The sequence below is a fragment of the Klebsiella sp. A52 genome, assembly GCF_018388785.1.
Taxonomy (GTDB): Bacteria; Pseudomonadota; Gammaproteobacteria; order Enterobacterales; family Enterobacteriaceae; genus Klebsiella; species Klebsiella aerogenes.
In genome coordinates this window covers 768,731-794,495 of sequence record NZ_CP074437.1, presented here as the reverse complement: position 1 = coordinate 794,495, position 25,765 = coordinate 768,731, and the positions used below count along the sequence as shown (strand labels likewise).

The window sequence follows — 25,765 nt, the reverse complement described above, 5'->3', positions numbered from 1 at the left end:
CGTTTGAGTGGCTATCCGCAATGTAATGCCCTGTATTGTTGTCGCCCGGATCGGACGCAGCGCGCCGCAATCCGGGGCTCGACACTGACGTTAACGGCGCCTTCCGCCAAGCAGGCTGCCCAGCATGCCGCGGACAATCTGGTTGGTGACCTGACGTACGGCGCTTTTGGCCGCGGTCTGTACGATACCGTCTCGTTTACCGCCGCGCGGGCCAGTCGTGCCGAACAGAATATCTTTCAGTCCGCCGAGCAGCCCGTCGTCATCGCCGCTTTGTTGGCCTTTTGCCGGCGGCGCCGACTGCTGCTCTGTGGCGACCTGCACCCCTTTTTGCAGCATTTCGAAGGCCGACTCGCGGTCAATCTCTTCTTCATACTTGCCGTACAGCGCCGAGTGGTTAATCAGGCCATTACGCTCATCATCGCTGACCGGCCCCATACGTGAACATGGGGCGATGACCATCGCACGCTCTACTACCGACGGACTGCCTTTTTCGTCGAGGAAGGAGATCAGCGCTTCGCCGGTACCGAGCTCCTGAATGGCCTGCTCGGTACTGAACGCCGGATTGGCGCGCATGGTCTGGGCGGCGGTCTTCACCGCTTTTTGATCCTTCGGGGTAAAGGCTCGCAGGGCATGCTGCACGCGGTTGCCCAACTGGCCGAGCACGGCATCCGGGATATCCGACGGATTCTGCGAGACAAAATAGACGCCGACTCCTTTAGAACGGATAAGGCGAATCACCTGCTCGATTTTATCCAGCAGTACCTGTGGCGCATCGTTAAACAGCAGGTGGGCTTCGTCGAAGAAGAACACCAGCTTCGGTTTTTCGAGGTCGCCGGCTTCCGGCAGGCGCTCGTAGAGTTCGGAGAGCATCCACAGCAGGCTGGCGGCGTACAGCTTCGGCATCTGATAGAGCTTTTCAGCGCTGAGGATATTAATCACCCCTTTACCGCTGGCATCGACACGCATCCAGTCCTGAATATCCAGCATCGGTTCGCCGAAGAAGTGCTCTGCGCCCTGCTGCTCCAGGGTTAACAGCCCGCGCTGGATAGCGCCGACCGACGCGCTGCTGATATTGCCATACTGGTTCTGGAAGGCTTTGGCGTTATCGCCAATAAACTGGGTAATGGCGCGAAGATCTTTAAAGTCGAGCAGCAGCAGACCGCGATCGTCAGCGATACGGAAAATAATGTTCAGCACGCCGCTTTGTACTTCATTAAGATTGAGTAAGCGGGCGAGCAGCAGGGGGCCGAGGTCCGACACCGTGGCGCGCACCGGGTGGCCCTTTTCGCCAAATATATCCCAAACAACCACCGGGTTGGCGTGCGGCTCCCAGTCGGTAACGCCGATTTTTTCCAGACGCGCCTGAAGTTTCTCAGAGCTCTGGCCTGCCTCCGCGATACCGGTCAGGTCGCCTTTCACATCGGCCATAAAGACCGGCACGCCGATCTCAGAAAACGACTCCGCCAGCTTTTGCAGAGTAACGGTTTTACCGGTGCCGGTGGCGCCGGTAATTAAGCCGTGACGGTTGGCCATTGCAGGCAGCAGATGGAGCTGTTTGTCCAGCGTGCGTGCAATTAGCAGGGGTGAGCTCATGATCGATTCCTCCATTTATCCTGCGTCGATTATAGGCAACCTGACAGCAAAAAGAGGGAGGAAATCGATAACTCTCAACGTTTAATCTCACGCGCAGTGGCGTTGAATCAGCGCAATGCTCTGTTCAATCTCGTGGCGAATATCCTCTTCACGCCATGACGCCAGCTGCGGGGCGAAAGGCTCGAAGGCGTAATCGCCACGATATCCGCGGGCTTCGAGATGTTTTACCTGCTGGCAGGTCAGCAGCCTATCTTGTGGTGTCAGCATGATGCGCTCGTCGTCGGTCAACTGTTCGCGCGGGCGGGGATCGTCGACGCCGGAGAGATGCACCAGGCCTATATCAGTAATGTCCAACTGGCTGAATTCCTCTTCAGCTTGTGGATAGAGGTGATGGTGGAAAGTATCAATTAACAGTTTAAACGGCACCTGGGCGTCGCGAATGAGCGCCTGAGCCTGAACCGCAGAGCGTAGCGAACTTTGTGGGAACCCAAGCGGCTCGACCAGGCCCTGAATGCCATATTGTTCGAACAGCGGCGCCAGCTCGCGCATAGCAGCAAGCGTTTCTTGCGGCGCTACAACGGTGCCATCATTTAACGGGCACATCACCAGCGATTTGGCGCCAATAGCCTGCGCCTCTTTTAGCAGCGACTCCGTCAGCTGACGTACTTCAGCGCTGCGGCGGTTGAAGGGATAGACGGCGTTGATCGTCAGAATTTCAAGCTGGTAACGGTCGGCCAGCCTGCGCACCTGCTGGTAGGTGAGCGCGTCGGTGACTTTACCGCTGGGTAAATCATTACGCAGCTCGACCTTATGCAGCCCGAGTTCGCTCACCAGACGGAAAAACGCCTCAATGCTGAGCGACGGCGCAATTTTACGATTGATACAGAAACGCTGCAGGGCAATGGCCATTTGACACTCCTGACAAGATGTTGACTGGTTTAGTTCGATTGCCAGATAGTTAAAATGTTTATTTCATCATTGGCAATGGATGAAATGATGGTTATTTGAGCACGATCGCAAAATAGTTGCTGCGCCATTTCATGGTTTACATCAAAGCTAACCGCATAAAATCTCACCTTCTATACTGCTGTGATATGAAATCACATAGAGAGAGGCTTGCTGAAAAATGCGACAGCTATCACCAAAGTGGAATTTCATTTTATCTGTTTATTGAAATATAAATTTCATTTTACTACGGTTATAGCACAGCACAATCAGCGACGGGCCGTAACTTGAACGGCCTTCTACACTATGAGGCGAGAAGATGACTATCACAGGTAACTTTATTGGTGGGAAAACGTTAACCAGCAGCAGCCGCGAAACGATGCCGGTGTACGACCCGGCCACTGGCGATGTAGTTCGCGAAGTCACGCTTTCCACCGCGCAGGAGGTTTCCGACGCAATCCAGGTCGCTCGCGACGCTTTTGACAGCTGGTCCCGCACCACGCCGCTGCGCCGCGCCCGCGTGCTGTTCAATTTTAAAATGCTGCTCGAACAGCACGTCGATGAACTGGCGGGAATTATCGTTAGCGAGCACGGCAAAGTGTGGTCCGATGCGTTGGGCGAGCTGACCCGCGGCATGGAAGTGGTTGAGTTCGCATGCGGTATTCCGCATCTCATTAAAGGTGAGTTTTCTTCCGACGTGGGTACCGGCGTCGACAGCTATTCGCTCATGCAGCCGCTGGGCGTGGTGGCGGGGATAACGCCGTTTAATTTCCCGGCGATGGTGCCGATGTGGATGTTCCCCATCGCGCTGGCCTGCGGCAACAGCTTCGTGCTGAAACCACCGGCGCTGGCGCCAACCGCGGCGGTACGCATGGCTGAGTTACTGAAAGAAGCCGGTCTGCCGGATGGCGTCTTTAACGTCATCCATTGCAGCAATGAAGATGCCGAGCAGCTTTATACCGACCCGCGTATTGCCGCCGTCAGCTTTGTCGGCTCCTCCGGCGTGGCGGAATATATCTATAAAACCGCCAGCGCTCACGGAAAACGCGTCCAGGCGTTTGGCGCGGCGAAAAACCATGCCATCGTGATGCCGGACGCCGATCTTGATGCGACCGTGAATGCCATTATGGGCGGCGCGTATGGTTCCGCTGGCGAGCGCTGTATGGCCCTGCCGGTAGTGGTGGCCGTCGGTGACGAGACCGCAGATAAGTTAATCGCCCGCCTGAAACCATTAGTCGAGTCGCTGAAAGTCGGTCCCGGCTGCCTGCGCGGTAAAGACGAAAACGAAATGGGGCCGGTGGTATCCGAAGCGCATCAGAAAAAAGTACTTGGCTATATTGATAAGGGCGTCAGCGAAGGGGCGTCGTTGGTGGTGGATGGCCGCAGGCTTCGCGTGGCCGGGCATGAGGACGGATATTACGTTGGCGGTACGCTGTTTGACCATGTCACTCCGGAAATGACCATCTGGCGTGAAGAGATTTTTGGCCCGGTGCTGGGGATCGTCCGCGTCGCTGATTACCAAAGCGCGCTGGCGCTGGTTAACAGCCATGAATTTGGCAACGGCAGCGCCGTCTTTACCAGCAACGGCCATACCGCCCGCGAGTTCGTCCATGACGTACAGGCCGGCATGGTTGGCGTCAACGTACCGGTGCCGGTGCCGATGGCCTTCCATAGCTTCGGCGGCTGGAAGCGCTCGGTATTTGGCGCGCTGAACGTCCACGGGCCGGACGGCGTCCGCTTCTATACCCGTATGAAAACTGCCACCGTGCGCTGGCCGCAGGGGCAGCAAACCGTATCTGAATTCAGTATGCCGACGTTAGGTTAATCGGCGAAGGAGAACGCTATGTCGTTATTGGCTAAAGCGCAAAAAGAGGGACATATCCAGCACATCACCCCGCAGAGCGCGGGGTGGCAGTATATTGGCTTTGATGTCTGGATGTTAAAACAGGGGCAAACCGTGACCCTGGAGAGCGGCGAGCGTGAGCTATGTCTGGTACTGGTTTCCGGGCTGGCCTCGATCAAAACTCAGCACGCCGATTTTCCCGACCTTGGTAAACGCATGTCGCCATTCGAGCGTACGCCGCCGTGGTCGGTCTATGTGCCGCCGCACGATAAGGTCGAGGTCACTGCAGATTCCGATCTTGAGCTGGCGGTTTGCAGCGCGCCGGGCAAAGGCAGCTTCCCGGCGCGAGTGATACGGCCTGAGGATGTCGGCGTAGAGCATCGCGGTAAAGGGCGCAACCAGCGCCTGGTGCACAATATTCTGCCGGATAATGCGCAGGCGGATTGCCTGCTGGTGGTGGAAGTCTACACCGAAGAAGGGGCGACCAGCTCCTGGCCATCGCACAAGCACGATACCGCGCTGCCGGGGCAGGAAACCCAGCTGGAAGAGACCTACTACCACCGCTTCGATCCGCCGCAAGGTTTTGCCTTTCAGCGAGTGTACACCGATGACCGCAGCCTGGATGCCTGTATGGCGCCCTATAACCATGATGTGGTGATGGTGCCGCGCGGCTATCATCCGGTAGCGGCGATCGCCGGTTACAACAGCTACTATCTGAACGTAATGGCGGGGCCGGATCGTAAGTGGCTATTTACCTGGGAAGACGATCACGCTTGGATCAACAGCGATCGCTATTCATAGTGCGCGATAAACGAGAAAAGCCGGGGATGTCCCGGCTTTTTTGTCTGTTGATTGCCGTTGTTTACATCGTAGCGCAACGGGTAATCAGGCGCGGTGCTGCTGCGGCTCTTTGCTGCTATTCAATGCCAGCGATACCGCCAACGTCTGCGCCAGGCACAGCGAGGCCACCTGCGAACGGAAACCATCTACCTGCGCTTCACGCACCACAAAGCACACATCACTGAAGGCGGCAAGCGGGCTTACCTGGCTATCGGTAATGGCGATTTGTCGCGCCTTGCGCTGGGCGCCAAGCTCAACCAGCTCCACCACTTCACGGGCGTAGGGCGAGAAACTCACCGCCACAACCACATCCTTCGGCCCCACCAGACTGAGCTGCTCGGTGAACATCCCGCCGAGGCCGTCGATCAGGAAGGCTTTGCGATCCAGATGGCGCAGCGCGTAGGTCAGGTAAGAGGCGACGCTGAACGAGCGACGCAGGCCGATGACATAGATATTTTCCGCATCCGCCAGTAAATCTACCGCGCGGTTGAGGTCTTCGCCGGAGGTCTGCATTGCCAGTTGCTGCAGCGCCTGGGTATTGACCATGCTGAACATGTTGAGGATTTCCGTCGGCGTTTCCGGCGGCGTCGTTTCGTCGTTAGTGGTCTGGCGGAACAGACGCGCGCGCTCGGTGTAGTTGGCGGTCTCTTCCATCAGATGCTGCCTGAACATCTGCTTCATTTCGTTAAAGCCGCTGAAGCCAAAGGCGTTAGCGAAGCGAATCAGCGTTGAGGGCGGAACGTCAGCCTGTTGCGCAATGGAGGCTACGGTATCGAAAGCAACGCTATTACTGTTATCCAGTATATAGCGCGCCACCTGCTTCAGACGTTTGCTGAGCGTGTCGTAGCGCCGTCTGATTTCATCCTGCAGGATGGTCAGTTGGGTCGGATTATTAGCCATAAGTTGCGCTCTGAGAAAATGGAAGGAATATGGCTTCCAGTGTACCAAATGAAGCGAATTTTTCATTTTTTGCGATGAAATACGCGATTCATTTCACGAAGAAACCGCAGGCCCGCCATTTTCAAGGAAGAGGCGGGCCTGAAGGAGGTTAGCCGCGCGCTTCGCGCCAGTAGCCGATGAGCCGCAAATAGTTACGCTTCACTTCATCGATTAGCGCGGCGTCATCCAGTTCGCCCTGCATCCAGCGGCGCGAAGGCTGGCCAAAGATGGTGCGGCCGACGGCAAAACCCTTGATCATCGGGTGTCCGGCCGCTTCGGCGAAACCTGAACGCAGGCGATCCGATGGGGCATCCAGCCCCAGGAGCAGGATGCCCCGGCACCATGGATCTTCGCGCTCGATAAGCGCTGAGATCCGCTCCCACTGGGCGCTGGCCAGCGGCGGCAGTTTCCACCAGTCCGGCTGGATCCCCAACTGATAGAAGTGCTCCAGCATAGTGTGGTAGTGGCGTTCGTCTTTGTCCGGTCCGTTCTCCGGCAGGATCACTTCCAATAGCAGCTCGTGTCCGGACTTATTACAGGCCTGCCATACTTCCAGCAGCAGCGCGTCCTGCTCGGCGCGCAGCGCCGCCGGATCGTCCGGATGGTAAAAGACCAGACATTTGACGACGTGCTCCAGCGGCCAGTCGATCAGCTGCGAGCCAATATTGCCATGCTCAAGGCGCAGCGGACGTGAACTGGGGAGCTCGATCGGCCGGCCGATCCACCAGCCTTTACCGGTAATGGCGTTAAGCGCACGCTGGCCGTAGGTGCCGTCGGCCAGGATACCGCTACGCTGTTCAAGCCCGGCCTCAGCGGCTGCGGCTTCGGCGGCTGCCAACAGTAGCAGCTTGAGCCGGGGAATGCAGGCCGGATCGCGGCCGGTTTCTAACGCCAGGTCCGCCAGTTGTTTGCGGTGGTCAAAGGCGAAGATACATAGCTCTGGCCACGGCTGGCGGCGGCTGGTCACCCGGTGCAAGTGATTGAGCCGCGCATCGATATCCGGGCGCGGAACGGCATCTGCCCGCGATAGATAATCATCAAGTTCGACTTTCGTCGGCATCGCCGGCGCGCAGCCGTGGCGCGAAACCACCAGCGCGCCGCAGGCGTTGGCGTAGCGGCAGGCCTGTTCCCAGCCTTCATCATTCAGCCAGCCGCGCAGCAGGCCGGACATAAAGGCGTCGCCGGCGCCGAGCACGTTAAGCACCTCGACGCGAACGCCCTGCTGCAGCGGGACGCTATCCCAGCTATCCGGGATCGCGCCTTCCAGCACCACGCAACCCATCGGCCCGCGCTTGCAGACCAGCGTCGCGTTAGTGGCGTGGCGCACGTTTTTCAGCGCGGTGAGGGTGTCGGTACTGCCGCCGGCAATATGAAACTCCTCTTCGGTGCCCACGACTAAATCGAACAGATGCAGAACTTCCTGCAGCTGGCGGGTCACCGGTCCGGATTCAATGAAACGCGTTTCACCGTCGCCCAGCGAAGTAAGCCCCCACAGCACCGGACGGTAATCGATATCCAGCGCGGTACGCAGGCCGTGGCGGCGGGCGTATTCCAGCGCCTTCAGTACCGCGTCTCGGGTATTGGCGTGTGAAAGGTGGGTGCCGGTCACCGCCAGAGCGCGTGAAGAGGCGATGTACTCCTCATTGATATCGTCAGGCGTCAGCGCCATATCGGCGCAGTTGTCGCGGTAGAAAATCAGCGGGAAGGTATCCTGATCCTTAATGCCCAGCATCACCAATGCGGTCAGCCGTTCTTTATCCGTGATCAGATATTCGGTATCGACACCTGCGCGGCTGAGGGTTTCACGCAGGAAGCGACCGTTGTGTTCATCGCCAACGCGGGCCAGCATCGCTGATTTCAACCCCTGAATCGCGGTGCCAAAGGCGACGTTGCCTGAGGAGCCGCCGAGATATTTGGCGAAACTCGCCACATCTTCCAACCTTGCCCCTATCTGCTGGGCGTAGAGATCGACGGCCACCCGGCCAATACAGATGACGTCGAGCCGCTTAACTGCTGCATTCATCGCTTGGGTTTCCTTTTGCATATTTGCTGCCAGGAGAAGGTCGCTCGAGTGACGGTCTGCCGTGAACAGCCTGATGGTTATTGGTTATCTCTAGTTTGAGAAATAAATATTTCATTTTCAAATCTAATCGAAATTAAAAAACCAAAAGTGTGAAGGATCTACCACTCTGCGCGGCTGAGCAGCTGCCTGCTCATACATGCTGTCTGCGTCCCGTTTACCCATGTCCCCCTTTTTTTAATATCAATATTATCCATAATTTTCATGTAGATAATCTTGTTTTTCCTCTTTTGTTTGGAAGACTTCTCGCGAAGGAGATGTAAGTGAAACGTGTGAAATGGGTAGAGAGTTTGATCCTTCTCGCAAAATGAAACATTTCTTCTGTATTTGTGTTTAATGAAAAAAATGTTTGCCTATAATCCAAAAATATTCCAGTGGACGTTAACGGCTTTCCCGCACCTACGCCATCTTCTTTGGCGAGCAAAGCGCTAACTCACACGACAAATACTGAACGATAAGGATTAGGCAACATGGGCAAACTGAGACTGACAATGGCGCAGGCGCTGGTGAAGTTCCTTGATAACCAGTATCTGGAGGTGGACGGCGAAGCGCAGAAATTCGTGAAAGGGATTTTCGCTATCTTTGGTCACGGCAACGTGTTGGGCTTAGGCCAGGCGCTGGAAGAGAACAGCGGCGAACTGCGGGTTTTCCAGGGGCGTAATGAACAAGGCATGGCCCATGCGGCCACCGGCTTTGCCCGTCAATCACTGCGCCGGCAGATCATTGCTTGCACTTCTTCCATCGGTCCCGGGGCGGCCAACATGATCACCGCCGCGGCGACGGCTACGGCCAACCGCATCCCGCTGTTATTACTGCCGGGCGATGTATTCGCTACCCGCCAGCCGGACCCGGTACTGCAGCAAATCGAACAGAGCCACGATCTGAGTATCACGACTAACGACGCGTTTCGCGCGGTGAGTAAGTACTGGGATCGTATTACCCGCCCGGAACAGCTCATGAGCGCCTGCATTAATGCCATGCGCGTGCTGACGGATCCGGCGGAAACCGGCGCCGTCACCTTGTGTCTGCCGCAGGACGTGCAGGGTGAAGCCTGGGATTATCCCGAGTCCTTTTTTGCCCGCCGCGTCCACCGTCTGGATCGCCGTCCGCCAAGCGCGGCGCAGCTGGCTGATGCGGTAGCGGCAATAAAAGCCAGCCGTAAACCGCTTATCGTCTGCGGCGGCGGCGTGAAATATTCCGCGGCAGGCGATGCGCTGGTGAGCTTCGCCGAACGTTACGGCATTCCGTTTGCGGAAACGCAGGCCGGTAAGGGCACGGTGGTTTCATCGCATCCGCTGAACGTCGGTGGCGTTGGCGAAACGGGCTGTCTGGCTGCCAATCTGTTGGCGAAAGAGGCCGATCTGGTCATCGGTATCGGCACACGTTTTAGCGATTTCACCACCTCCTCGAAATGGATATTCCAATCCCCTGGCGTGCGCTTTCTTAACGTTAACGTCAGTAATTTTGATGCCTGGAAGCTGGACGGCATCCCAATGCTGGCGGACGCCCGCGAGGCGCTAAGCACGCTCAGCGCTGCGCTGTCGAACGAGCCCTGGCAGGCAGAATGGGGCGCGCAGATTGCAAGCGTCCAGAGCCGGCAGATGAAAGAGACCCAGCGCGTCTATCAGGCGGTCTGGCAGGAAACGGATTTCGTACCAGAAATTGATGACCATATTGACCGCGAATCGGTATATCGCGAATTCCGTCAAATCACGGATTCTACCCTGACGCAAAGCAGCGTTCTTGGCCTGCTGAACGAGTCGCTGGCGGCGGATGCGGTCATTGTGGCGGCGGCGGGCAGCCTGCCGGGGGATTTACAACGCGTCTGGCGCAACCGGGCGCCGAATACCTATCACGTCGAGTACGGCTACTCATGCATGGGTTATGAAGTCAACGCCGCTCTCGGCGTGAAGCTGGCGCAGCCGCAGAGCGAGGTCTATTCGCTGGTCGGCGATGGCTCCTTCATGATGCTGCACTCTGAACTGGTCACTTCCTTGCAGGAGCGGGCGAAGATCAACGTCATTCTGCTCGACAACATGGCGAACGGCTGCATCAACAACCTGCAGCTGGAACACGGTATGGATAGCTTTGGCACCGAGTTCCGCTACCGCTCGGCGGAAAACGGCCAGCTGCAGGGCGGGCTGGTGCCGGTGGATTTCGCCACGATCGCTTCCGGCTACGGCTGCAAGACCTGGCGGGTCACCACCCTCGATGAGCTTCGCCACGCGCTGGATGCCGCTCGCCGTGAAACCGTCAGCACGCTTATCGACATTAAAGTGCTGCCGAAAACCATGGTCCACAAATACGGGAGCTGGTGGAACGTCGGCGTGGCGCAGACGGCGCTGTCGGAACGCATCCGTAAAGTCGCTGAAATGATTAATGAAAAACGCGCCCAGGCGCGGGATTACTAACAAAGAACACGAACCCTGAACCCTACAGAACTACGGAGAGAACCATCATGTCACTCAAATTAGGTGTCATCGGCGCAGGCGCCATCGGTAAAGAACATATCCGTCGCTGCACCCAGGTCTTACAGGGGGCGACCGTGGTCGCCGTTTCCGATATCAACGCCGATAACGCCCGTGCGGCAGTAGCGCTGCCGGGCGTGCAGGCGGAAGTCTACGCCGATGGTCATGATGTGATTAAAGCCAGCGACGTTGACGCCGTGCTGGTGACCTCCTGGGATCCAACCCATGAAGAGTACACCCTGGCGGCTATTGAGGCCGGTAAGCCCGTATTTTGCGAAAAGCCGTTGGCGATGAGCGCGAAAGGCTGCCGCCGCATCGTTGATGCTGAAATGAAAGCCGGGCGTCGCCTCGTTCAGGTCGGCTTTATGCGCCCGTACGATGAAGGCTATCTGGCGCTGAAGAAAGTCATTGATGACGGCGATATCGGCGCGCCGCTGATGCTGCGCTGCGCCCACCGCAACCAGTCGGTCGGTGAGAACTACACCACCGATATGGCGATTACCAACACCCTGATCCACGAACTGGACGTGCTGCGCTGGCTGCTAAATGACGACTACCGCTCCGTACAGGTACGCTTCCCGCGCTCGACCTCCCATACCCATGCGCGGCTGAAAGACCCACAGATCGTCTCGTTTGAAACGAAAAAGGGCACCCTGATCGACGTCGAAGTCTTCGTAAATTGCCAGTACGGCTACGACATCCAGTGCGAAGTCGTTGGCGAAACGGGCATTGCGCGCCTGCCGGAACCGTCGGCGGTGGAGATGCGTAAAGCCGCCAGCCTGTCGACAGCTATCCTCACCGACTGGAAAGACCGTTTCATCAAAGCCTACGACGTCGAACTGCAGGCATTTATCAATGATGTGAAAGCCGGCAAGCTGCAGGGCCCCTCAGCCTGGGACGGCTATGCGGCATCGGTTGCCGCCGACGCCTGTCTGAAGGCGCAAGAGTGCAACGAACCGGTAGCGGTATCGCTACCTGAGTGCCCGGCATTCTACCAACGCTAAATCCTCCTTCACCGACGTAACGTTTCAAACAGGTAACGACGATGAAAATTGCTTTTGATGTCGATGTGATTCGCGATCTCGGGATCACCAGAATGGTTCAGCAGGTGGCGGAGTGGGGCTACAAATACATTGAACAGTCGCCGCACCCGCAGATTAACCCATTCTACAAACATCCGCGCGCCAGCCGGGAGATCATGGCCGAGTATAAGCAGGCGCTGCGTGACAACGGCGTTGAACTCTCCTCGTTCATCTGCGTTTATCGCTGGTCCGGCCCGGATGAGCTGCGCCGTCAGGCGGCGGTGAAGAACTGGAAGCGGCTCATCGAAATAGCGGTAGAGATGGGCGTGCAGGTTATCAACACCGAATTTTCTGGCGATCCTAACCAGCCGGAAATTTGCGAAGAAATGTTCTACCGCTCGATGGAAGAATTACTGCCGATATTCGAACGTGAAGGTATCCGCGTCGAAATCCAGGCCCACCCGTGGGACTTCTGCGAAGAAAACAACGAGACGGTGGATATCGTGAAATCCTTCCGTAGCGACAACGTGAAGTACGTCTACAGCGTGCCGCACACCTTCTTCTACGACAAAGGTAAAGGTGAAGTCGAGAAGATGCTGCGCTATGCCGGTCAGGACCTGTCGCACGTGCTGATTGCCGATACCCGCAATCACACCAAACACTGCCGCTATATCGTTAATCCGCCGGGCGTTGACGCCGCCGTACACCAGCACGTCGGCGTCGGCGAGGGGGATGTCGATTTCAATGCTCTGTTTAGCACCCTGCGCGATATGCGCTTCGCTGAACAGACCTTCAAAGTTGGCGGTGAACCGATCGTCTGCACCTCGCTGTTTGGTTACCCGGAAAAGATGAAATACCAGGCCGTGGAAACGCGTGAACTTATCGAACGTGAACTGCTGCGCCGGTAAGGCGCGGCGGCAGGAGCATCAAAATGAACAAAGACAACGTCAAACTAGCTATCGCCCCTATCGGTTGGACTAACGACGATATGCCTGAGCTGGGAAGCGAAAACACCTTTCAGCAAACGGTCAGCGAAATGGCGCTGGCCGGGTTTACTGGCAGCGAAGTCGGCAGCAAATATCCGCGCGACCCGGCGGTGCTGAAGCCGATGCTGGATATTCGCGGCATGCAGATTTGCAACGCCTGGTTCAGCACCTTCTTCGCGAATGGCCAAAGAGAAAAAACCATCGATGAATTCGTTAACCACATGAATTTCCTCCATGCGATGGGCGCGAAGGTGATTGGCTGCTCTGAACAAAGCGGCAGTATCCAGGGGCTCGATAAACCGATCCTCGGCGATGTAAAACCGTGCTTTAGCGACGAAGAGTGGCAGCGGGTAGCCGAAGGTTATAACGCGCTTGGCAAACTGGCGGCAGAGAAGGGGATGCAGGTTTGTCTGCATCACCATATGGGCACCGGCATTCAGACTACCGCGGAGATCGACAAGTTTATGTCGCTGGTGGACGAACGCGTCTTCCTGCTCTATGACACCGGTCACGCCTGGTATTCAGAGGGCGGCGAGGCGCCGATGCTGGCGATCCTGAAAAAATATCTGCCGCGCATCAACCACGTGCATCTGAAAGACGTCCGCCCCGCGGTGATTGAGCAGGTGCGCCGCGAAGGGCTCTCATTCCTCGACGGCGTCAAGAAAGGCACCTTTACCGTACCGGGAGATGGCGCCATCGATTTCCGTCCGGTTTTCCAGTTGCTGGATGACTACGGCTACAAGGGCTGGATGGTGGTGGAAGCCGAACAAGACCCCGCGCTGGCGAACCCCTTCGAATACGCCGTAAAGGCGCGTAAGTACATCCGCGAAACGGCAGGAATCTGATCGTTGATGCATTTCGGGCCACACAGCTGCGTGGCCTGCTTTTTCTAAACCTCAAGAGAACCACACGAGAACGACACGTCCGTGAGGCAGGAGGCCTCTGTATTCAGACAAGAGCATATCTTCCCCCTACAAGGTAGGTTACTGGAGTCTTCTATGTCACAGGAACAATATCTCACACTCAATAAAGCGTCGGGGCCGAATAGCGACGCCCCGGCAACGCCGTTTGTTAAGATCGTTGCGTTGATTGCGACCTTAGGCGGTTTACTCTTTGGCTACGACACCGGGGTGATTTCCGGCGCCCTGCTGTTTATGGGTAAGGAGCTGCATCTCACTCCGTTTACCACCGGGCTGGTGACTAGCTCGCTGCTGTTCGGCGCCGCATTCGGCGCACTGCTTTCTGGCCATCTGGCCAGCGCCGCAGGCAGAAAGAAAATCATCCTCTGGCTGGCGGTGATCTTCGCTATCGGCGCGGTGGGTACTGCCCTCGCGCCGGACGTCAACTGGATGATTTTCTTCCGCCTGGTTCTCGGCGTAGCGGTTGGCGGCGCGGCGGCAACGGTGCCGGTATATATCGCTGAGATGGCGCCCGCCAACAAACGCGGGCAACTGGTCACGCTGCAGGAACTGATGATCGTCTCCGGCCAACTGCTGGCCTATATCTCTAACGCCACCTTCCATGAGCTGTGGGGCGGAGAAAGCACCTGGCGCTGGATGCTGGCGGTGGCGACGCTGCCTGCCGTGCTGCTGTGGTTTGGCATGATGTTTATGCCGGATACCCCGCGCTGGTACGCGATGAAAGGCCGACTGGCGGAAGCGCGCCGGGTGCTGGAGCGTACGCGGCGTAAAGATGATGTCGAATGGGAGCTAATGGAGATTACGGAAACTCTCGACGAGCAGCGCAATCTCGGTAAGCCAAAAATTCGTGAAATCATGACCCCGTGGCTGTTTAAGCTGTTCATGATCGGTATCGGCGTGGCGGTTATTCAGCAGCTTACCGGCGTCAATACCATTATGTACTATGCGCCGACGGTGCTGACCTCGGTCGGTATGACCGATAACGCCGCGCTGTTCGCCACCATTGCCAACGGCGTGGTTTCGGTACTGATGACCTTTGTCGGCATCTGGATGCTGGGGAAGATAGGCCGTCGCCCGATGACTATGATCGGCCAGTTCGGCTGTACCGCCTGCCTGGTGTTTATCGGCGCGGTGAGCTACCTGCTGCCGGAAACGGTCAATGGTCAGCCGGATGCGCTGCGCGCCTATATGGTACTGGCGGGAATGCTGCTGTTCCTGAGCTTCCAGCAGGGGGCGCTGTCGCCGGTGACCTGGCTGCTGTTGTCGGAAATTTTCCCAACCCGGATGCGCGGGATGTTTATGGGCGGGGCGGTGTTCTCAATGTGGATTGCCAACTTCCTGATCTCGCTGTTCTTCCCGATGCTACTGTCGTGGGTCGGCCTGTCCGGAACCTTCTTTATCTTTGCGGCAATCGGCATCTTCGGCGCGATCTTCGTGATCAAATGCGTGCCGGAAACGCGCAACCGCAGCCTTGAGCAGATCGAGCACTACCTGCGCGAGAAGCTGGATACCAGCCCGGCGGGAAAAGCCTACGCGCGTAAATCCTGGGCTTCGTCGCAGGCGGATAAAATCTAAGGCTTCGCAAAATCTCCCCGGCGCATCCTGCGCTGGGGGCGGTTGGTCACCCGGCCTGGGCGTTTACGCCGCAAGCCGGGCGCCCCGCTACAGAACTGCGCTACTTCACTTCTTCCAGCGCGGTCTTATCAACATAAGGTTTCATTAGCGCGTCAGCTTCCTTCTGCGCCGCCTGTACCGCTGCTTCCGGCGTTACTTTGGCATCGTTGACCACCGCCGCCAGCTGGTTCTCCATCGCCTTACGCACGGCGACGGTCTCCCAGGTGGAGTACCACGGATGCGCGTACTTCAGCTGTTCAAGGGCGATCGCCGCCCTCGGGTCCTGCTGCAGATATGCTTTCATCTCCGGCGTATCATACGAAGCCTTACGCGGCGAGAAGTAGCCGGTAAAGCGGCTCCACGCCCCGTTCACCTGCGGGCTTACCAGATAAGTCAGGAACTGGTAGGCCGCTTTCTTCTGCGCGTCGTTGATGCCTTTAAAGCTTACCAGGCTGGCGCCGCCGATCGGCACCGCGCGCTGCTCCTTGGCTGGTAGCATGGCGACACCGAGTTCAAAATCTTTACTGTTCTCGCGCATAAAGCCCAGCGCGCCGGTGCTGAGCATCGCCATTCCGAGCTTGCCGGAGAAGAATGCGGCGCTGATCTGCTTCGAATTCAGTACCCCGGAAGGCATCACTTTGTCTTTGTAGATCAGAGCCTGCCAGAAGCGCAGAGCGCCGATAGCGGTCGGCGAGTTGTAATAAACCTCACCCGGATAGTCTTCATTGAAATATTTACCGCCGTTGGCGCGCACCAGCGCCGAGAAGATCCAGCCGCCGTAGTCGTCGTTGGTCGACGGCAGCATGATCCCCCACTGGCCTTTGCTCTCGTCGGTCAGCTTTTTTGCATCGGCCAGCAGCTCGGCCCAGGTCTGCGGCGGCTGGGCGATCCCGGCCCGATCGAACAGCGTCTTGTTGTAGTAGAGAATTGGCGTCGAGTTATGGAATGGGATCGCATAGGTGGTGCCCATCACCTGGGCGTTCTTATGCATCGCGGGCCAGAATTCCTTTTGCAGAAAATCACCGGCCTTTTGATCGCCGTATTTAAACAGCTCATCCATCGGCAGGATCTCATCCTTCAGCGCCAGATCGGTGGTGAAGTTGGCGGACATGATCACCAGCGCCGGCGGCTGCCCGGCCTTCTGTGCGGATTCGGCTTTGATCTTGGTGGTGTCATAATTACCGGTGAAGATGCCGCGTACTTCGACATCCTGCTGCGAGTCGTTGAACGCTTTAATAACGCGGGTCATCTCCATCGTCAGCTTGCCGTCTACCGGAGCCGGGAACATGAAGTCTATTTTCTCTTTCGCCAGCGCCGCGCCGCTCAGGGCGAGGCTGAGCCCAACCGTCAGGGCGGTGAGGGGGTTAAACATGGTCTGTCTCCATCAGTAAATTATGCTGGGTCTCAGCATGAAAAAGATGCACATCGGCAGGCGAGAAGCCGAGGATCAGCGATTCGCCTTTTTCCGGCACTGCGCCGCGGTGGCGGCGGCTAAAGCGCAGGGTGCCGATCGGGGTGCTGACGTGGAGCAGATAATCGGCTCCCATCAGTTCTCGTTGCAGGACGGTGCCCGGCAGGCGCAGATGGCCTTGCTCCACGCGGTCGGTAATATGTTCCGGGCGAATGCCCAGCCAGACGCGGGTCTGGCTGCGGTGGCGCGGCGGTAGCGGATGGCGTAGTTCGCCAAGCTGAACGTTGCCGTCAACGCAGGGGAGCGATAGCAGGTTCATCGCTGGCGAACCGATAAATCTGGCCACGAACAGATTGGCTGGGTTGGCATACAGATATTCTGGCCGTCCTACCTGCTGCACGTGGCCGCCGTTCATCACCACGATGCGGTCGGCCATCGACATGGCCTCGGTCTGATCGTGGGTGACGTAGACGGTACTGGTTTTCAACTGCTGGTGGAGGTCCATAATGCTGTCGCGGACTTCGCTGCGCAGGCGGGCGTCGAGGTTGGACAGCGGTTCATCCATTAAGAACAGCCGCGGATTACGCACGATCGCCCGCGCCATCGCTACCCGCTGCCGTTGGCCGCCGGAGAGCTTCGCCGGTTTGCGATCGAGCAGCGCCTCCAGCTGCAGCATCTGCGCGACTTTATCTACCCGCGGCTGCCAGCCGCTTTTCTCTTCCTTGCGTACCTTCATGCCGAAGGTGATGTTGTCGCGCACAGAGAGATGTGGAAACAGCGCATAGTTCTGGAAGATCATCGCAAAATTGCGTTCGCGCGGCGTGGTGTCGGTGATGTTCTCATCATGCAGCCAGATTTCGCCTTCGCTGACCTGATCCAACCCGGCAAGCAGGCGCAGTAGGGTGCTTTTACCACAGCCCGACGGGCCGACCAGCACCACGAATTCGCCTTCGTGGATATCAAGCGACAGCGCGCTGAGCGCCGGTTTACCGTCGAAATGTTTACTGATGTTTTGCAGACTGAGCATGGCGGTTAGCGCTCTTCCGTTGGACAACTGATGTTTTCGTCGTACAGCCACGGCCCGGCGTAGTGGGCCAGCGAGTGCTGGTAGCTCACCCACTGTTCGCCGACCTGGCGGTGCATCAGGCACGAAGCCGGCGAGAGATCGTAATACGGCCGAGTGTCTTCGTGGCAGTACGGTACCTGATGGACGGTGCCGGGGATGGTGGAGATCAGCGCCTGGCGATACTGGGTCATGGTCAGGCTATGGTTATGGCCGCAGAAGATGCGCGTCAGCGACGGGAAACGTTCCACCAGCGCCAGCAGACGGTGGCCGTTTTCGCAGGCAATCGGGTCCATCTGCGCGTTGCCCAGCGGCAGCGGCGGGTGGTGCATAAACACCGTTGCCGGTTTGTCGCCGCCGTCGAACAGCTGCGCTTCCAGCCAGCTAATGGTCTCGTCAGTCAGCCAGCCTTTTGAAGTGCCGGCGCGGCTGGAGTCGATAAACAGCAGGCGGGTAGCGAAGTCGTCAACCGCATAGCGCATATTATTGGCATCGTTGCCGAGCAGCGGGCACAGCGGCTGCAGGTACTCCAGAAACAGCGCTTTATCATCGTGGTTGCCGGGGATCGGATACAGCGGATAATTCAGGCTGCCGAGGATCTGGCGGGCGACCTGATACTCCTCCGGGCGGCCGCAGTTGACGATATCGCCGCTCACCACCACCGCATCCGGGCGTTCGCGCAGCGCGTTAAGTTGAGAAACCACATCAGCATTGGCGGCGTTGACGTCGATAAAGCCGTACAGCTTCTCGCCGCGGCTGCGGAAATGGGTATCGGAAATGTGCGCTAACAGCATGAATAACTCCTTATTTGATCCCGGAGAAGCCGAAGCTTCGCAGGAACTGTTTCTGGAAAAGGATGAACGCCAGCATCAGCGGCAGGCAGACCATCAGCGTTCCGGCGCCGATGGTGCCCCACTGGCCGCCGGATTCAGCGCCCATGGCGAAAGAGACCAGCCCGACCGTCAGCACCTGCTTATCGGGATCGTTGAGCATCATCAGCGGCCACAGGTACTCGTTCCAGTGGTAGGTAATGCTGACGGTGGCGAAGGCCAGCACCGACGGCCAGGACATCGGCAGTAGTACGCGGAATAGCACCTGCCACCAGCGGCAGCCCTCCATCAGCGCCGCCTCTTCCAGCTCTTTCGGAATGGCGAGGAACGCCTGGCGCATCAGAAACACGCCAAACGCCGAGGTGAAGTAGGGCATCATTACGCCGGTCAGGGTGTTAAGCAGGCCGAAGGTTTTCAGGGTCAGCATGTTCGGCACCATCATCACCACCGGCATGATCATCAACTGGACGAGGAACAGCAGAAACAGCGTTTTCTTGCCGCGAAATTCGTGGCAGGCGAAGACGTAGCCGGCGGTGGTGATGGTGAGTAGCTGCACGAAGAAAGTGCCGAAGGTAAAGATAAGGGTGTTGGTGTACAGGCTCAGCCAGTCGGCGCTGTCCCAGGCGTCGCGGAAGTTATCGAGGGTCAGCGGCAGACGGGGCAGCAATGAGGCCATATCTTCGCCGAAGGTGGTGGCGCTGAACGAGGTCGCCAGCATCCAGATAAACGGGCTCACCCATAGCAGCGCCAGGCAGCACATAATTACCGTCAGGGTAAAGGGCTGCGAGCGACGTAGGCGCAACCACAGCGGACGCGAAGCGGCGGGCGAGCGGACCATCAGCGGCGAGATTTCAGCGCTCATAGTGGGCTCCTTTTTCCAGCAATTTCAGGTTAATCAGCGAGAAGGCAAACAGCCCGGCCAGCGTCAGGAAGGTGGCGGCGGAGGCTTTGCCGAGGTCGTGGGTATCCCAGGCGAGATTCTGGATGTAATAGAGCAGCACGGTCGTGGCGTTATCCGGCCCGCCGCGCGTCATCACCGCGACGTGATCAATTTGGGTAATGGAGTAAATCAGCGCGGTGGTGATAACAAAGCTCAGCGTCGGGCGCAGCAGCGGCAGCGTCACCTTAAAAAACACCTGGGTGCGGCTGGCCCCTTCCATCAGCGCCGCTTCCCGCGTCGAGGCCGGAATGCTCTGCAGCCCGGCGAGGAAAAACAGCATGTAATAACCGGCGAACTTCCACACGCCAATCAGCGCCAGCGCCAGCAGCGCGCTGTTGCTGCGCCCCAGCCAGTTGTTGTTCTGAGGGCCAAATAGCTTCGCCAGATAGTGATCGAGCAGGCCGAGGCCGGGCATAAAAATAAACAGCCACAGCGCGGCGGCGCTGACCATCGGGATAATCATCGGGAAGAAAAAGGCGGTGCGCAGCCAGCGGTTGACGCGGTGATTCTCGCTCAGCGCCACCGCCAGCAGCAGGGCGAGCGTCACGCCGGGTACCACCGTCAGCAGGATATAGAGCAGATTATTGACCAGCGATTGCCAGAAAACGCCGTCGGCAAACAGGCGGGCGAAGTTATCCAGCCCGACGTACTGCGCGCCATCGCTGGCCATGCGGGTATCAAACAGGCTGTCATAGACCGAACGGCCAAGCGGAAACCAGGTAAACAGCAGTAAAAACAACAGGGAAGGCGACAGTATCAGCCAGGGGAGCCAGCGTTTATTCATGGTGACGGGCGTCTCGTTCAGGCGTTTATGGAAGCCCGGATTGTGGGAAGCGATGACTACAGGGGAATGGCGGGGAGATGACGGTTTGATGAAGCAAGGAGAAAAACGCCGGGCGAGCGGGACGCCCGGCGGTAAATACCAATCAGAAGTCGGCTTTTAGTACCGCGCGATAGCGGGCTTTACCTTCGCGCACGTGTTTCAGCGCTTCGTTAATTTGCGACATCGGGAACAGTTCGGTGGTTGGCGCCACTTTGCTACGCCCGGCGAATTTCATCAGCTTACGCAGTTCGGACGGGTTACCGGTCGCCGAGCCGGAGATGCTGCGGTCGCCGCCGATAAGGGTAAAGGCCGGTACCGGGAACGGCTTCATCACCGCGCCGACGGTGTGGAAGTTGCCGCCGTAGGCCAGCGCCTGGAAGTACGGCTGCCAGTCAAGGTCTACCGCCACGGTGTTGATGATCAGATCGAACTGACCGGCCAGCGCGGTTAACGCCTGCGGATCGCGGCTGTTCACTACGCGATCGGCGCCCATTGCCAGCACTTCCTGCTCTTTCGCCGGGTTGGAACTGAAAGCGGTCACTTCCGCTCCCATCGCCCGCAGCAGTTTAATCGCGATATGGCCGAGGCCGCCGATACCAATCACGCCGACGCGGCTGGTGGCGGTCACGTGGTGGGTCAGCAGCGGTTTGAAGACGGTGATGCCGCCGCACAGCATCGGGCCGGCGGAAGCCAGATCGATGCTCTCCGGTAGCGGGATCACCCATTGCCAGTCGGCGCGCAGCTTATCGGCGAAGCCGCCGCGGTTCATGATGGTCGGTACCGAGCCTTCCAGGCAGTTGATCTGATTGCCGCTGATACAGGCGTCGCAGTGGCCGCAGCTGCGCGCCGTCCAGCCGATCCCGACCTTCTGACCAATCTTCAGCCCTTTATCCTGCGCCGCGCTGCCCAGCGCCGCCACCCGACCAATAACCTCGTGACCGGCGACCAGCGGGTAGCTCGACATGCCCCATTCGTTGTCGATCATCGACAGGTCCGAATGACAAATCCCGCAGTACTCCACTTCGACTTCAACATCTTCCGGCAACAGTTCGCCGGCATCGTACTCCCACAGCGACAGATCGGCGCCCGCTTCTTTGGCGGCGTAACTTTTAATGATGCTCATGTTTGTTTCCTTGGGGTTGGCGTAGTAACGAAGAAAGTGTAGAGCATGGCAACAGGCGTCGCTTGGCATTAGGAGGGGTGGATAACCGGGCGGACCAGCCGCCCGGGAGACGGTCAGCGGCTGGCAAGCGGCCACTGATTGAGGCGGATACCGCGCTGCGGCGCGCTCTCGGCAAAATCATCCAGCACCGCCTGCACATCCGGGTCAAGATAGCCGACGTTATCGTGCTCGACGATCACCACGCTCTTTTCCGGAATTTTCGCCAGCAGCGCCAGCAGATGCGGATTGTGTAAAAAGGTCAGGTTCTGCTGGATGCGCAGCACGTAGTGGTCGTCGTAGCGCGCCAGCTGCAGCGAATGGCGATGGCTACGCCAGATGCTGAACGCCACCTGGGGGGCGAGGCCAATGCCGATCCCCGCCAGCATGCCGAAGCCGATAATTCCGCCAATGGTGGCAAGGAAGGGGACGTACTGTGCGGCGCCCTGGCGGAACTGTTCAATGAACAGCCGCGGCGTCGCCAGCTTATAGCCGGTATACAGCAGCACGGCAGCGAGGCTGGCGAGCGGGATTAACGTCAGCAGGCCGCTAAACCACAGTCCGCAGATCAGTAGCAGCACGCCGTGGATAAAGATCGACAGTTTGCTCTGCGCGCCGTTGCTGACGTTGACCGAGCTGCGGACGATGACCGCGGTGATCGGCATCGCCCCGAGTACGCCGGAGAGCAGGTTGCCGACGCCCTGGGCGACCATTTCGCGGTTCGGCGAAGGCGGCGGATTTTGCGGACGCAGTTTTTTCAGCGCCTCCTGACTGAGCAGGGTTTCGAGGCTGGCGACCAGCGCGAGGGTCAGCGCCACCACCCACACCGACGGATTACGCCACGCTCTCCACGCAGGAGACTCCAGCTCGCCCAGCAGATCGCCGAGGCTACCGAACTCCGGCAGGGTAATGCGCGGCAGGGAGGCAAGCTGCTGCGGCGCGGCCTGGGTCATTAATACGGTGGTGGCACAACCGAGCAGGACAGCGATCAGCGGGCCGGGGATCCAGCGCAGGCTCTTCACCCGGCGGATAAGCGGCGAACCCCACAGCCATAGCACCAGCAGGCCGCCCAGGGCGACGGCGATAGCACTGAGGGAGAAGGTGGCGTTGCCCTGCGCTATATCGGCGAGCCCGGTCTCATCTGCGCTGCCAAGCGCGACGGGGATCTGCTGCATAATCAGCAGGATGCCGATCGCCGCCAGCATACCTTTGATGACGCTGGCGGGGACCAGCGAGATAAAGCGCCCGGCCCGCAGGATGCCGAACAGCAGCTGCAGCACGCCGGCCAGCACCAGCGCCATCAGGAAGACGGAGAAGGAACCCAGGGATTCAATGGCGGCGACGACGATGGTGACCAGTCCGGCGGCGGGGCCGCTGACGGCGAAGCGGGAAGGGCTGAGGGCGGTGACGACCAGGCCGCCGATGATGCCGGTTAGCAGACCGACAAAAGGCGGTAAGCCGCTGGCCTGGGCGATGCCGAGGCACAGCGGCAGGGCGACAAGGAAGACGACAATGCCTGCGAGAGAGTCCTGACGAAGAGTATTCATGGGGCATGCTCCTGAAGTGAGAGGTGTTCGACGAGAGTGGTCAAATGGCCGGATGCCAGATCGTAGACGCAGCCGTGCAGGCTGAGCGGCCGTCCGCTGGCGAGCAGCGTCTGTACGGGTTCACAGTCAAGCAGGCGGCTGAACTGGGCGCGAACGTTGGCCTCCACCAGGGCGTTGAGCGCCGCGGTCGCGTCGGTGTCAGTGTCAGCGGGCGTCAGAGCAGCGATATCACCCTGCAGGGTATCGCGCAGCGAGCCGATGCGGCGGGCCAGCGCCGAGGACTCGTGGGCCAGCGGCATCTCCGGCAACGAGAGCGCCGCCTGTACGCCGCCGCAGCCGTAGTGGCCGCAGAGCACCACCCGTTCGACCTCGAGATAGTGGAGGGCATATTGCAGTACGCTCATAAAGTTGTCGTCGGCGGGGTCAATCATGTTAGCGATATTGCGGTGGACGAAGAGTTCGCCGGGATGGCTGCCGGTGAGTACTTCGGCGGGAACGCGGCTATCGGAGCAGCCAATCCACAGCGAATGTGGCTGCTGCCCGGCTACCAGTTTTTCAAAATATTCCGGGTCATGCTGGCACTTCTGCAGCGCCCAGCTGCGGTTACGCGCCAGTAAAGGTTTTAAGGTAGTCACAGTCTTTCTCCTGAGTAAATTCACCGAGTGAAGATGTCCATCGAGACTCGTACAGCGACTAGTAAAAATAGTATTTACCGGAACTTTCACGCCTGAGGAAAATCCTGGAATAAAGAGCGAAAACAAAACTTTTCATTAATGTAAAGTTATAAAAATATTGACGTAATTAATAAATTCTTAAGGATTGCGGTAATAAGAAAAAGCGATGGGATAGTTTTTTATGGAATATATAAATTAATTACTTTAATTATTCTGGAATCTTATATTGAGTGTTTGAGGAAGCGTAAATGCTTATGGTTGGCGGCGATAAAACGTTGGCGCGATGAGGGGGTAATGTGAGATGGATTTGAGAAAAGTTGGGGCGGAATTGGTGATGTGTCGGTCGTAGGGGCAGGGAAGCGAAGGCCAGGGAGCCGGTTTGCTGCGCATTGATGACTGAAAAATGTGACGCCGCACCGCTCGTTTGTGGGATTGCGCTGTTTTTTTCAACACTTAGCACTACTGATGCACGCTGTCGCTTGCATGGCGGCTATCGACAGGTATAATCCAAAACGTTTTCCGTATCCCTTCAGTGCCGAAGTGGCGAAATCGGTAGACGCAGTTGATTCAAAATCAACCGTAGAAATACGTGCCGGTTCGAGTCCGGCCTTCGGCACCAATCAAGTCTTTTTTTTCGTCAACTAAAGTCTATTTACGTATACAAAATCAGTAAGTTAGATATCCTATCCCTTGTTTCAGGACTATTAAAGTCTACTGTTGTATATCAACATCTACCAGCAAATGATGGTATAACTGTTGGTAGCTTCGGTTCGATTGAAATTGATACCAACACGGGGAGGGGGATCTATGGCTCTTACTGATATCAAAGTCAGAACGGTTAAGCCTGCAGACAAACCTTACAAACTTACCGATGGTGAGGGGATGCACCTGCTGGTTAACCCCAATGGCTCAAAATACTGGCGTCTTCAATACCGTTTCAGTGGCAAACAGAAGATGCTGGCGTTAGGGGTTTATCCAATAGTTTCGTTGGCAGAGGCTCGTAAGAGGCGCGATGCCGCAAAGAAACTGGTATCTGATGGTATCGATCCCTCTCAAAAGAAAAAAGAGGACAAGATTGAAGAAAGCGGAGCACTAACCTTTGAAGCTGTAGCAAGAGATTGGCATGCATCCTGTAGTAAAAAATGGTCGGTGTCCCATAGTGAACGAGTGCTTAAAAGTTTAGTGGATAATCTTTTCCCTGCGTTAGGTAAACGTAAGTTTTCGGAACTGAAGACAAGGGATCTACTCGCCCCGATAAAGGTAGTCGAGGCGAGCGGGCGATATGAAGTTGCCTCTCGTCTTCAACAACGTACAACTGCTATCATGCGTTTTGCAGTACAAAATGGTCTGCTTGATTATAATCCGGCCCAAGACATGGCTGGTGCGGTAGCCGTGGTAAAACGTGTGCATCGTCCAGCTCTGGATTTTGAACGCATTCCCGAATTACTTGAACGTATTGAGCGTTATAAGGGAAGAAGCTTGACTAAGCTAGTGGTGAAATTAACGCTGTTGGTCTTCATTCGTTCAAGTGAATTACGTTTTGCCAGATGGTCAGAAATCGATTTCAAAAATGCGCTTTGGACGATACCTGCAGAGCGAGAACCTTTGAAGGGCGTTAAGCACTCACATCGGGGTTCAAAAATGCGTAGTCCTCACCTCGTTCCTCTAAGCCGTCAGGCATTGAAAGTGTTGGAAGAGATAAAAAAAATCAGTGGGGATTACGAGTTGGTCTTCATAGGCGATCACCAGCCGGATAGGCCAATGAGTGAGAACACTGTCAACAAGGCTCTTCGCTTAATGGGATATGATACAAAAGCAGAAGTTTGCGGCCATGGTTTTCGGGCGATGGCATGTAGTGCACTGATTGAATCAGGTTTATGGTCAAGGGACGCTGTTGAGCGACAGATGAGTCATCAAGAGCGTAACTCAGTTCGTGCTGCTTACATACATAAGGCTGAACATTTAGATGAGAGACGTCTAATGGTGCAGTGGTGGGCAGACTATCTGAATGCATTGTCAAAAAAATTTATTGTCCCTTTTGAATTTGCAAAAAATATTCTTTGAAATA

Annotated in this window: 20 protein-coding genes and 1 tRNA gene; 9 read left to right on the top strand and 12 right to left on the bottom strand. The window is 57.3% G+C overall.

From position 1 onward, the window contains the following. Positions 1 to 90: 90 nt before the first annotated feature. Positions 91 to 1,593 (bottom strand): helicase HerA-like C-terminal domain-containing protein, encoded by a 1,503-nt coding sequence (locus KGA69_RS03660; RefSeq protein WP_047046200.1) that lies wholly within the window; start codon positions 1,591 to 1,593, stop codon positions 91 to 93. Positions 1,594 to 1,680: 87 nt separating this feature from the next. Next, on the bottom strand, positions 1,681 to 2,502 hold the full coding sequence (locus KGA69_RS03655; RefSeq protein ID WP_213292844.1) for a TIM barrel protein: 822 nt from the start codon (positions 2,500 to 2,502) through the stop codon (positions 1,681 to 1,683). 355 nt (positions 2,503 to 2,857) lie between these two features. Between KGA69_RS03655 and KGA69_RS03650 the strand changes: the two genes are divergently transcribed. Both KGA69_RS03650 and iolB read left to right on the top strand, forming a co-directional pair. Then, entirely contained in the window at positions 2,858 to 4,363 is a 1,506-nt protein-coding gene (locus KGA69_RS03650; protein ID WP_213292843.1) for a CoA-acylating methylmalonate-semialdehyde dehydrogenase, read from the top strand. An 18-nt stretch (positions 4,364 to 4,381) separates the two neighbouring features. After that, positions 4,382 to 5,182, top strand: a complete 801-nt coding sequence (gene iolB / locus KGA69_RS03645; protein WP_047046197.1) for a 5-deoxy-glucuronate isomerase — start codon at positions 4,382 to 4,384, stop codon at positions 5,180 to 5,182. 84 nt (positions 5,183 to 5,266) lie between these two features. On the opposite strand, the gene KGA69_RS03640 is transcribed toward iolB, so the two are convergent. Further along, entirely contained in the window at positions 5,267 to 6,121 is an 855-nt protein-coding gene (locus tag KGA69_RS03640) for a MurR/RpiR family transcriptional regulator (protein WP_015368536.1), read from the bottom strand. Positions 6,122 to 6,269: 148 nt separating this feature from the next. Next, positions 6,270 to 8,183, bottom strand: coding sequence for a bifunctional 5-dehydro-2-deoxygluconokinase/5-dehydro-2-deoxyphosphogluconate aldolase (locus KGA69_RS03635; protein WP_213292842.1), 1,914 nt, complete (start codon positions 8,181 to 8,183; stop codon positions 6,270 to 6,272). Positions 8,184 to 8,710: 527 nt separating this feature from the next. Between KGA69_RS03635 and iolD the strand changes: the two genes are divergently transcribed. From iolD to KGA69_RS03610, 5 genes are all read left to right on the top strand, one after another. Further along, complete coding sequence (gene iolD, locus KGA69_RS03630) at positions 8,711 to 10,651, top strand: 3D-(3,5/4)-trihydroxycyclohexane-1,2-dione acylhydrolase (decyclizing) (protein ID WP_047078563.1); 1,941 nt, start codon at positions 8,711 to 8,713, stop codon at positions 10,649 to 10,651. A 47-nt stretch (positions 10,652 to 10,698) separates the two neighbouring features. Beyond that, positions 10,699 to 11,712, top strand: a complete 1,014-nt coding sequence (locus KGA69_RS03625) for a bifunctional inositol 2-dehydrogenase/D-chiro-inositol 1-dehydrogenase (protein ID WP_101705572.1) — start codon at positions 10,699 to 10,701, stop codon at positions 11,710 to 11,712. A 41-nt stretch (positions 11,713 to 11,753) separates the two neighbouring features. Next, positions 11,754 to 12,638 (top strand): sugar phosphate isomerase/epimerase family protein, encoded by an 885-nt coding sequence (locus KGA69_RS03620; RefSeq protein WP_213292841.1) that lies wholly within the window; start codon positions 11,754 to 11,756, stop codon positions 12,636 to 12,638. Positions 12,639 to 12,661: 23 nt separating this feature from the next. Further along, positions 12,662 to 13,561, top strand: coding sequence for a myo-inosose-2 dehydratase (iolE, locus tag KGA69_RS03615; RefSeq protein ID WP_047046183.1), 900 nt, complete (start codon positions 12,662 to 12,664; stop codon positions 13,559 to 13,561). A gap of 153 nt (positions 13,562 to 13,714) precedes the next feature. Further along, positions 13,715 to 15,211 (top strand): sugar porter family MFS transporter, encoded by a 1,497-nt coding sequence (locus KGA69_RS03610; RefSeq protein WP_015368530.1) that lies wholly within the window; start codon positions 13,715 to 13,717, stop codon positions 15,209 to 15,211. A gap of 100 nt (positions 15,212 to 15,311) precedes the next feature. Here KGA69_RS03610 and KGA69_RS03605 read toward each other — a convergent pair whose 3' ends face one another. The 8 genes from KGA69_RS03605 to KGA69_RS03570 form a co-directional block, all read right to left on the bottom strand. Next, positions 15,312 to 16,622 carry an ABC transporter substrate-binding protein gene (locus KGA69_RS03605; protein WP_213292840.1) on the bottom strand — a complete coding sequence of 437 codons (1,311 nt, stop codon included), beginning with the start codon at positions 16,620 to 16,622 and terminating at the stop codon, positions 15,312 to 15,314. After that, the gene (locus tag KGA69_RS03600; RefSeq protein ID WP_213292839.1) at positions 16,615 to 17,688 is read right to left on the bottom strand and encodes an ABC transporter ATP-binding protein; all 1,074 of its coding nucleotides are present in this window, start codon (positions 17,686 to 17,688) and stop codon (positions 16,615 to 16,617) included. Before KGA69_RS03600 ends, KGA69_RS03605 begins: the two co-directional genes overlap by 8 nt. 5 nt (positions 17,689 to 17,693) lie before the next feature. Further along, the gene (locus KGA69_RS03595) at positions 17,694 to 18,518 is read right to left on the bottom strand and encodes a phosphodiesterase (protein ID WP_213292838.1); all 825 of its coding nucleotides are present in this window, start codon (positions 18,516 to 18,518) and stop codon (positions 17,694 to 17,696) included. 10 nt (positions 18,519 to 18,528) lie between these two features. Continuing rightward, entirely contained in the window at positions 18,529 to 19,416 is an 888-nt protein-coding gene (locus KGA69_RS03590) for a carbohydrate ABC transporter permease (protein WP_063447659.1), read from the bottom strand. After that, positions 19,406 to 20,278 carry a carbohydrate ABC transporter permease gene (locus tag KGA69_RS03585; RefSeq protein WP_015368525.1) on the bottom strand — a complete coding sequence of 291 codons (873 nt, stop codon included), beginning with the start codon at positions 20,276 to 20,278 and terminating at the stop codon, positions 19,406 to 19,408. The genes KGA69_RS03590 and KGA69_RS03585 overlap by 11 nt, the downstream gene beginning before the upstream one ends. 142 nt (positions 20,279 to 20,420) lie before the next feature. Next, entirely contained in the window at positions 20,421 to 21,440 is a 1,020-nt protein-coding gene (ahr, locus tag KGA69_RS03580) for an NADPH-dependent aldehyde reductase Ahr (protein WP_032709732.1), read from the bottom strand. Positions 21,441 to 21,553: 113 nt separating this feature from the next. Further along, positions 21,554 to 23,023, bottom strand: a complete 1,470-nt coding sequence (locus KGA69_RS03575; RefSeq protein WP_213292837.1) for a SulP family inorganic anion transporter — start codon at positions 23,021 to 23,023, stop codon at positions 21,554 to 21,556. After that, positions 23,020 to 23,658 carry a carbonic anhydrase gene (locus KGA69_RS03570; RefSeq protein ID WP_213292836.1) on the bottom strand — a complete coding sequence of 213 codons (639 nt, stop codon included), beginning with the start codon at positions 23,656 to 23,658 and terminating at the stop codon, positions 23,020 to 23,022. Before KGA69_RS03570 ends, KGA69_RS03575 begins: the two co-directional genes overlap by 4 nt. Positions 23,659 to 24,231: 573 nt before the next feature. Between KGA69_RS03570 and KGA69_RS03565 the strand changes: the two genes are divergently transcribed. Together KGA69_RS03565 and KGA69_RS03560 are read left to right on the top strand one after the other, a co-directional pair. Continuing rightward, positions 24,232 to 24,316: transfer RNA gene (locus tag KGA69_RS03565), tRNA-Leu, on the top strand. Between the two features lie 188 nt (positions 24,317 to 24,504). Further along, positions 24,505 to 25,761: a tyrosine-type recombinase/integrase gene (locus KGA69_RS03560; protein ID WP_213292835.1), complete on the top strand. Its 1,257-nt coding sequence runs from the start codon at positions 24,505 to 24,507 to the stop codon at positions 25,759 to 25,761. Positions 25,762 to 25,765: the final 4 nt, after the last annotated feature.